Annotated in this window: 5 protein-coding genes, 1 tRNA gene and 3 pseudogenes; 6 read left to right on the top strand and 3 right to left on the bottom strand. The window is 66.7% G+C overall.

From position 1 onward, the window contains the following. Positions 1 to 308 precede the first annotated feature (308 nt). Both E2E34_RS10085 and E2E34_RS37435 read left to right on the top strand, forming a co-directional pair. Positions 309 to 1,190 (top strand): hypothetical protein, encoded by an 882-nt coding sequence (locus E2E34_RS10085; RefSeq protein WP_138901556.1) that lies wholly within the window; start codon positions 309 to 311, stop codon positions 1,188 to 1,190. Between the two features lie 147 nt (positions 1,191 to 1,337). Beyond that, a pseudogene (locus E2E34_RS37435) lies at positions 1,338 to 2,421 on the top strand (IS630 family transposase). Between the two features lie 85 nt (positions 2,422 to 2,506). Here E2E34_RS37435 and E2E34_RS10070 read toward each other — a convergent pair. After that, on the bottom strand, positions 2,507 to 2,743 hold the full coding sequence (locus tag E2E34_RS10070; RefSeq protein ID WP_138901554.1) for a YozE family protein: 237 nt from the start codon (positions 2,741 to 2,743) through the stop codon (positions 2,507 to 2,509). Positions 2,744 to 3,169: 426 nt separating this feature from the next. On the opposite strand from E2E34_RS10070, the pseudogene E2E34_RS36355 reads away from it, so the two are divergent. The 4 genes and pseudogenes from E2E34_RS36355 to E2E34_RS10050 form a co-directional block, all read left to right on the top strand. Then, positions 3,170 to 3,313: pseudogene (locus E2E34_RS36355) on the top strand (type I-E CRISPR-associated endonuclease Cas1e); the annotation flags it as partial. Continuing rightward, positions 3,309 to 3,572, top strand: a pseudogene (locus E2E34_RS36350) (type I-E CRISPR-associated endoribonuclease Cas2); the annotation flags it as partial. The pseudogenes E2E34_RS36355 and E2E34_RS36350, both read left to right, overlap by 5 nt. Before the next feature lie 175 nt (positions 3,573 to 3,747). Next, positions 3,748 to 4,080, top strand: coding sequence for a DUF6233 domain-containing protein (locus E2E34_RS10055; protein ID WP_138901552.1), 333 nt, complete (start codon positions 3,748 to 3,750; stop codon positions 4,078 to 4,080). Between the two features lie 570 nt (positions 4,081 to 4,650). After that, positions 4,651 to 4,724, top strand: a tRNA-Met gene (locus E2E34_RS10050). A gap of 127 nt (positions 4,725 to 4,851) precedes the next feature. On the opposite strand, the gene E2E34_RS10045 is transcribed toward E2E34_RS10050, so the two are convergent. Both E2E34_RS10045 and E2E34_RS10040 read right to left on the bottom strand, forming a co-directional pair. After that, a complete protein-coding gene (locus E2E34_RS10045) occupies positions 4,852 to 5,496 on the bottom strand; it encodes a CBS domain-containing protein (protein WP_138901551.1) in 645 nt (214 codons plus the stop codon). Positions 5,497 to 7,673: 2,177 nt separating this feature from the next. Next, positions 7,674 to 8,063 carry a hypothetical protein gene (locus E2E34_RS10040; protein ID WP_138901550.1) on the bottom strand — a complete coding sequence of 130 codons (390 nt, stop codon included), beginning with the start codon at positions 8,061 to 8,063 and terminating at the stop codon, positions 7,674 to 7,676. Between the last annotated feature and the right edge of the window lie 449 nt (positions 8,064 to 8,512).

The raw sequence follows: 8,512 nt of genomic DNA, 5'->3' as shown, positions 1-8,512 counted from the left end.
CCGCTAATGGCAACCGCGATGAGCAGCACGGCCCCGACTCCGAGCCCCACTGCGTCAGATCCGAGCCCCACTACTCCATCGACGAGCCCGACCGCTTCGCCGTCCGGTGGTTCTCGTTCCTATGGTGGTGAGTCGGTCCCTCCGCCTGCGCCTGTTCCGAAGGGCACCGGACCTTCGAAAAAGACGCATCCCCAGATCGTTCCGCCACCGGATGAGCCCACCTCCCCTGCTCCCGCTTGCCCCGATGCTCCTGAATGCCCGCCGCCTCCTGGGAACCGCCAGCCGCAAAAGCCCTCGCCGGACGGTACGTGAGCGAAACAGAGCCTCGCCCGGTACGGTGGGCCAAGCGAGCGGGCCCGGACCTGGCGTCACCGACGGCGCTGGTCAACATTGTGGTTGCCCAGGCGTCGTTCATCGCCGCATTGATGTTCTACGTGGGCGTGATCTATACGAGCGCGTTTTACAGCTATTTCCACCTTTCCCCATTCTCGCTCGGCTTCGGCTTCGCTGAGTTTGTCCTGCAGAGCTTGCAGCTGATGACCTTCCCGGTTCTCGTGGGTTCCGTCGTGCTGCTCATCGCGGTTGCCATTAGCGGGCGCCGACCGCGACAAGCACTACCCGGCGGCTTGGTGCGCGGCACGTCGCTGGGCACGTCGACACTGGCCCGTTACTACTTGGTCGTCGTGGCCGCAGGCTTGTTCATGCTCATTGCGTGGTGGCAATGGCAACTGCTGCTGTCGTACCGCTGGGTCGGCCCGCTTCTCATCGCCATCGGCCTTCTGCTCGGTGAAGCGCGGCCCGCTGACGTGTATCGCCCGAGGGGCATGCTCGACACGGCTGTGCCGATCTTCGCCGCCGGAGTGTTCCTGCTGTGGAGTGTCACCCTGGCCGCCGGCCAGCTCGGCGAGGCGAACGCCAAGATCGCGGCACGCGATGTGGTCAAGCGCACCGGCCTGGTGGTCTTAAGCGCGCAGCGGCTTGGTCTTAGCTCCCGATCACCGGAGCTCCACTTCGAGGACCTCGGTGAGAGCGTCCACCTTCGCTACCGCTACACGGGTTTGCGACTTATCACGGCACGCGAGGGGCGCTACTACGCAGTACCGGTCGGGTGGAAGGCGAAGACCGATCATGTCTACGTCATCCGGGAAGCCGACGGTGTACGCATCGAGCTCACGCCCGGCGTGCAGTAGCAGCGGAACGCAGGCCCATGTACATACCTGCTGGCAGCTTCGCAGTCGTCGGGCCTCGAATGGCAGCCTGCGAACGCCGTCTACTGACCTTGCAGTCGTCTTGTCGTGGGGGCTGACGGTTGGTGGTCGTCGCGGTATGCCGGAGGTATGAGGTATCCGCAGGGTGGGGGTCTGACCGCGGAGAGGACAGTGTTCCGTGAGCGGGTCCGGATGGAAGCGGCCGGGATGTTCGCTGATGGGCGGGGCAGTACGGAGATCGCGAAGGAGTTACGGGTCAGCGTCCGGTCGGTCCAGCGGTGGCGCCGGGCCTGGCAGGAGGCGGGCCAGGACGGGGTTCGTTCCCGTGGTCCGGCGTCCCGGCCGAAGCTCAGCGATGCGCTGTTCGCCGTGCTCGAGGAGGAGTTGGCCAATGGCCCGGTCGCTCACGGGTGGCCTGATCAGCGGTGGACGCTGGCCAGGATCAGGACCCTGATCGGGCGGCGGTTCCACCAGTCCATGACGCTGTCGGGGATCTCCCAGATGCTGCGGCGACATGGCTGGAGCCACCAGGTTCCAGCACGTCGGGCCATCGAGCGCGACGAGGAGGCCGTGGCCGGATGGGTGAAGAACGTGTGGCCACAGGCGGAACGATCGCGGCGGCGCTCGGGGTCTGGCTCGTCTTCGAGGACGAAGCCGGATTCTCGATGACGCCGCCGACCTCCCGCTCCTGGAGCCGGCGCGGAACCACACCGGTCAGTCGGGTCCGCGGCCGTTCCCAACGGCGCTTCTCCATCGCGGCTCTGTGCTGCTACAAAGCGGGCGAGCGCTCCCGCCTGATCTACCGGCCCAGACGGCATACCGATCACAAGAGCGGCGGCCGCAAGAGCTTCGCTTGGACCGAGTACCGCAACCTCTTCGTCGCCGCCCACCAGCAGCTCGGCGGACCGATCGTCCTCATCTGGGACACTTGAACGTCCACAAAGACCGTCGCATGCGGGTTTTCATCGACGCACACGACTGGATCACCGCCTACCACCTACCGCCCTACGCACCCGAGCTCAACCCCGTCGAAGGCATCTGGCCCATCCTCCGCCGAACCAGCCAGGTCAACACCGCCTTCACCCACCTTGACCACCTCATCCGCCGACTCCGAGACGGCCTGCGCCAGATCCAGTACCGCAGCGACATCATCGACGGATGTCTCACCGCGACCGGACTCACACTGACGACACCACGCCTACAACCTCAGTAGCGGGGCCGAACAGGATCACGGCAAGAAGAAGATCAAGTAATGTGGGGCGGCGGCTGCCGGGTTCGTAGGTGGTTTGCGTGAGCGGTCATGCACCGCTCCCTGCGCTGTCGCGGCGGGCCCTGTATTGCTCCCACGCGCGCTCGAGTGTCTCGACTGCTGCCGGGATGGCTCCCCGGCTCTCCAGGTAGTCGCGCTGGTCCTTCAGCGCCTTGCCCGAGGGCCAGTCCGGATCGGCGGAGACGTCCCGGGCCAGATCGCCAATGGCGGTCCGATCCTTGCTCTGCGTCTTCAACCACGAGGTGAACGTCTGGGTATTGGACATGGAGGCATCCTTCCGCCGGCACGCCCGCTTCAACCTCACCAGGCCGGCTCGTCAGGCTCTGGCCGACGGACGAGCTGCCGGGTCCGCACGGCGTCGCGGGTGACGGACACGACCCGTGCCTACGGCAGTCGGCGCTCGCTGCCCGGCTGACAGGTGGAGTGAACCACGCCGTGAAGACAACCGGCCAGCATAGCCATCGGAGTCTCTGGGTTAACACCCTTTGCCCCAGCTGAAGCGTGGCGGGCTCTGGTACGAGATCGGCGTCGACGACCCGGCCACGTCCCGACGGCGCTACCCCGAGCCGGCCGCTGACCGCGGCACGCGACGCCGGGAGCGCGCTTCCGTGCGAAGGGCCTGCCCGGCGCGGCCTGATGAGAATGCGCCCTTGACCGAGGGTGCCGGTGCGCGGGACTGTCGTCGCGCAACTACAAGACGGAGATTGGCATCCCGCTCGCCTTCGACATCGCCGCCGAAGACGGCGAAGACGTAGGCGCCCGCACCCGCCGTGCCCTGCGCGACCGAATCACCGAAAGCTCCCTGATGGACCGCTGCGTCGACGACATCAATCGGCAACCCTTCGGCGAGGATCCGCGACGTCCTGTGGGATGAAATGCAGAAGTACGCAGGCCAGGGTCGTGCCCTGCTCGCCCACACCACAAAGAATGAACAGGGCTTCACCTTCCGTACCCATGATCACGCATGGCACCCAGTCGATCACGAGGGTCTGACCCTCATTTGACGCCCAAGCGACACGACTACAAAGGTGGCTGACGGGCCGAAGCCTGGGTGGAGTCGAGCATCTAAACGACGCCGCTTCGGGAGACAGTGACGGGAAGATGCCCCTGCCGGAGTATCAGCGCACACGAGCTGTGATCCGCCGCGGACGCGGCGGATCACAGCTCCGCCTGGGCAATGCCCCTGCCGCAGCGCAGTAGCGAACCTGTGGCAGCCCGCTCGTCGAGGTCGAAGGCTCCTTTGAGCACCACCCCCATAGAATAGAACGCGTGTCCGATAATCCGTCGCGGCTGGAGCTGCTCCGCTTCCTAGAACGCGTCCAGCTCCAGCAGCTCGACCAGACCAGGCGCTGGCTGCACGTAGAGGAGCAGCGCCAGGCCGAGCTCGCTGCTCGCCGGCCACCCCCACCGCCTCCGGACTGGGTGATTCAGCTCGGCATCGGCGAGGGAAGACCACCCATGGCCGTACACGTCGGGGTCTGCGGCATGGCGGGCAAGCGCGTTCACGCGATTGACCGGGCGCAGGCGCTGCGGGCACTCACCGAAGGCATCATTCCGTGTCCCATGTGCAGGCCCGACCGAGACCTCGGGTACCTCGGCTGAGTCACGCCGACCGCGTGGGGCCGGCAATCTTCTTCGCCGAGCTTCTCGGTCTCCTTGACCTGTCGAGCCTCCCGTGGGAGCCCGTGAGGGACGGCGCCGCCCACCCCGGGACCGACCGTCCGCCACCTCAGCTTTGCAGGGTCGTGACTGAAACCTGTCCCGCTGCGAGTAGGACGGGTACGTACCCGTACCCATGGGGCCAAGGAGCACGATGATGTCCGATGCCAATGTCCGCATTCCCGAGGAAGCGAAGCACCGGCTGGCGGCCATAGCGGCCGCTGAGAGTTTGTCGCTGCGGGCCTACCTGGCACGGCTGGCCAGCCCGCGGGCGAGCCCGCATGAGCGAGGAGGACCTGGTGCTCCTCGCCGGCACGGACGAAAACGGGACCTGGGACTGGTCAGTACTCCCCGTCTCAGAACTTTGGCCAGCCTGACTTACGGATCAGCCGCCTCACGCGAAATGCGCCAGCTGGGGGCCCGGAGTACAGCCGAGCAGCGCCCGGTCCCCACGCCGTCCGGTGACAGGGGGCCAACACGAGGCCAGCGGTGCCGTAGGGTGGTGTTTACCGACGCGGGGTGGAGCAGTTCGGTAGCTCGCTGGGCTCATAATCCAGAGGTCGCAGGTTCAAATCCTGTCCCCGCTACTACACAGAAGGGCCCGGTTCCTAGTGGACCGGGCCCTTCTGCCATGCGGTCGGCGTTTCAGCTTTGGTGCTTTCGGTTGGCGAGGCTTACCCCTCCGGGCCTTGGTGCGTAGCGGTAAGCCCCGACCTAGCCCGCCCGGGCGGCGGTGAGGTGGGCGTCGACGGCAACGACACCGTCAATGCCCTGGCAGAGGCCCACGATCACCGGGACGAGACGCGGTTCCGGAACGTGACCCCGCAGGGTGACAGACCCATCCTCGACCTCGACTGCGACAGTGCCTTCGTCCAGGCCAAGGATGCGCCCCAGGACGTCCTGCTCGACCTCGCCGAGGATCTCGTCGTCGGTGCGGATGAAGGCGTCGAGCAGGTCACTACGGCTGACGATGCCGGTGAGGAGCCCATCGTCGCCGACCACCGGCAGCTGCTTGACATGCCGCCTGCGGAGTTCCCGGGCGGCCCGGGGGATCGCCCAGTCGGCGCGAGCGGTGAAGACGGGGCTGCTCATGAGCCCTTCCGCAGTCCGGGCCCGGACCTTACCCCAGGCGCGCTCGTCGTTCCCGTCCTGCCCCTGCGGACCGGGCATGCCAGTCTCGTGCCGCAGCACATCGGACGCGGATACGACGCCGACGGGGGCGCCATCGGCGTCGACGACCGGGGCCGAGGCGATGTCGTTCGCGTCCAGCAGGGCGGCGACCTTCTGGAACGGTGTGCCGGGACGGAGGGTGACAACCTCCTCGGTCATCACGTCACCGACCGTGCGGCGGTGCAGCATGGCATTGCCCTCCTCCGCTGTGCGACGGGCCGCCACGGACGGGACCGCCCGGGCCGACGACGCGCAGCGCGCCGGCCTCCGCGGCCCTGCTGGTTCCTCTACGCGTCTTCCCTATCCATGACAGCACCCCGCCGGTCCTGCGACCAGTGACGTGCAACCTGGCCAGGGGAGGGCCGGGGGGCGGCCCCATGGCCAGCGGTGCCACCGAGTGCACGCTAGAGGCTGGCACCCCGACGTCGTGTCCGAGTCCTTCTGGAATTGTGCGGCGTAGTTGGCCGAGCAGGCCAAGTTGGGGGGCTCAGGCGACGGCACTGGCCGCTTGGAGGCCCTGCCACCTGGGGGCACCCTCGCGTCCATCAGCTCACAGCGACCGAAGCGACTGCGGCCCAGAGTTGGACGTACCGCCTGTTGCGGGCCAGGAGGCACCAGTGGCGAGTCGCTTTGGTCGCTGCCTTTGCTGCCCAGTGGCAGCGACTGAGAGGTCAGCGACCGAAGCGAAGCGACCCAGTAGGTGGGGCGCTTCCTCCGGCTCACTGGTAACAGAGCAGGTCAGCTGGCAGCGGGCGAAGGCACAGCGACTGAAGTTACTCAAGGTCGCTATATATGAGCCCAACCTGTGTGTGCGTGTGCGTCATAATTAGGAGACTTCAGTCGCTTCAGAGGTCGTTCGTTTCACCGGCGAAGTCTGTTTCATCCCAGCGAGTCGCAGTGTTGAGAAGTGACCACGGGGATGACGGTGTTTCTCGTGGGCAGCGCGACTGATGGGACGCCCGAGCACCTGTCTCATTCCGGGAAGTTCTGTCCCATCCCAAAGAATGGCCGTAACGGCGATCGCTCCCACTCCTGCTCCTGCCGATCCGACACTACAGAGGTGCAAGGTTCCCGTGAGGTGATTGAAGCGGCGTAAAATAGCTGAAAATGACCTCCTAGTCCGCGGGTTGCCGACGTTGATCGGGCGGAACTCGGACGCGCACCTTTCCGACTGGGGGAGTCGAGGTCGACCATCTGCATACGGCTACCAATCTGCGCCGGGGAGCCGGCCCAGCATCCGTCGACCGGCCGCAGCTAGGGAGCCAACCGACATCGACGTCGGGGGAAGAGCACCATTTCCTTCACGGGACCTGCCGCGGCCCGTTACGGTGGCGGCATGGCGAAAGAATTTCACGTCGAGCTGAGCGACGAAGCGCGCGCTTTTCCAGAGCCTCCTACGCGTCCCCGCCCTCGCGCACTCGAATGAGATCTTTGCCCTGAGCGTCGCCTTCGGCTTCCTGAATCTGTGCGGGTTAAACGCCAAGGTCTCCACCGACGCAGCCGGTGACCTTGTCGAGGAGACCCTCGCCGGCACTTTAGATATCCGCGAGATCGCGGCAACGCTGAAGAGCTGGACGAACTGACTACCGCACTCAGCACCTGACGCGCCGCCCCGGGCAGAGAGAGCCCCGGCATCCTCAGCGCCAACCGCATCTCCCTTGTGGAGCCGGGGATCGTGCTGGCCGCACTCGCCGCATTCCGGTCCTGCGCTACCTGGAACACGACGGCCATGTCCCCGTCTACGCCGGGCCAGCCGCGTCGCCGACGCTCTGGGCAGCTCCGCGACCGCGCTCGCAGCCGGCCGCCACGTGGTCATTTTGCGGCGAGGGGCGCATGGCCGCAGAAACGCCGCAGTAGCCTTCCACAGCGGCCCCGCTCGCCTGGCCACCGCCTCCGGCGACGCCCCGATCATTCCGATCGGCCAGGCCGGTGCCCGCCGGATCACCTCCGGCAGTCGTGCCAAGCAGGTGGCCGGGCTCCTCACAGCCCCGCCCGACCGTCGGTGCCCCCGCCAGCTGCCGCTCGAAATCGCTTCAGCGAGCGCCGCCGCGCACCACGCCGTCACCTGGCCTGGCGCACCACCGCCCAACACCTCGGCGAGCCCGCTGCGCTCGCGGCCTGACGGACACCGCGTGACCTGCCTGACCAGCGGGGAAGTGCACCGCACGTCGGGCGGAGCGGCGACCAGGCGTCGACCTGGCCCGCATCGCGCTGCGGGCAGTAACGGAAACGGCGCGCAGAACAGCGACGGCCAGAAGACGAACCAGAAGCCGAGGGGTGTCGGGATCGAGCACCGGCCCACGAGCGAGCGGCGAACCGCAGCACCAGCAATTTCGCATGGGGACGCGGAGACACGGCTTCGTGTCTCAGCAGAACAGACCGGGGAGGGTTCCGATGACCGTGCCGATGAAGATCAGGAGTAGCCCGAGAGCCTCCTCGCGTAACCCGTCGACAGATTCCTTCCGCTGCGCGGCGATCTGCCGGGTGACCAACTCATACAGGTGCCGGTCGGTATCTCGGCCTGCGGCTCGGCCGCGGTCGACCGCTTCCCGAAGTGCGCGAACTTGGTCGGTCAACCGTTCGAGCTGCTGATTGTCCGAGCCGGGGCGAACGTCCATTGTCGGGTCGTACGCCGTGCCAGTGACGTTGACGGACGGCACTTGGACCTGAGCGTTCCTCTCCGCGGAAATCCTCCAGTGCCAAGGCAACGCCACCGCCTTCAAGAGCTCCCGCAGGTGCCGCTCTGCTGCCGCCACTTCTGCAACATCTCCTGGAAGGTCACAACCACGCCCAGGGCCACTGTTACGAGGCCGGCGCCCGGCCACCACCCACTCTCACACCACATGCCGCTGACTGTAGAAGCCGGTGCGCCCCACCGCCGTCCGGCGCGTACGGCCATGTGCCGAGAGCCGTCGCCGCTGCGAAGCGTGGGCAAGCCCTGATACCCAGGATGATGTCCCGCCGAGTTGTGTAGCCGGTCGAGGGCCGTGAACGTGCGGGTGGGCGACCGAGATCTGCCTGATCCGCCGGCCGTTGAGCCAACGGGCGATACGGAGACAGATGGTGCAGGCCAAAAGACAGCGAAACGCGAATCTCGTGGCCCTCCGGGTGGAACAGCCCAATGGTGTCAAGCACGAACCCTGATGGAAGTTCGACTTGGTGGGGGCGGCCTTAGTGCGTTCTGCGTACGCTGCGGTGACGGGCC

Origin of the sequence: Streptomyces albidochromogenes, from assembly GCF_005981925.1 — a bacterium.
GTDB classification, from domain to species: Bacteria; Actinomycetota; Actinomycetes; order Streptomycetales; family Streptomycetaceae; genus Streptomyces; species Streptomyces albidochromogenes.
This window is presented reverse-complemented; position numbering and strand designations above follow the sequence as displayed.

Excerpts from the sequence above, each read along its gene's own strand:
- E2E34_RS10070 (WP_138901554.1), bottom strand. The coding sequence starts at position 2,743 with ATGTCCAATACCCAGACGTTCACCTCGTGGTTGAAGACGCAGAGCAAG.
- E2E34_RS10045 (WP_138901551.1), bottom strand. The coding sequence starts at position 5,496 with ATGCTGCACCGCCGCACGGTCGGTGACGTGATGACCGAGGAGGTTGTC.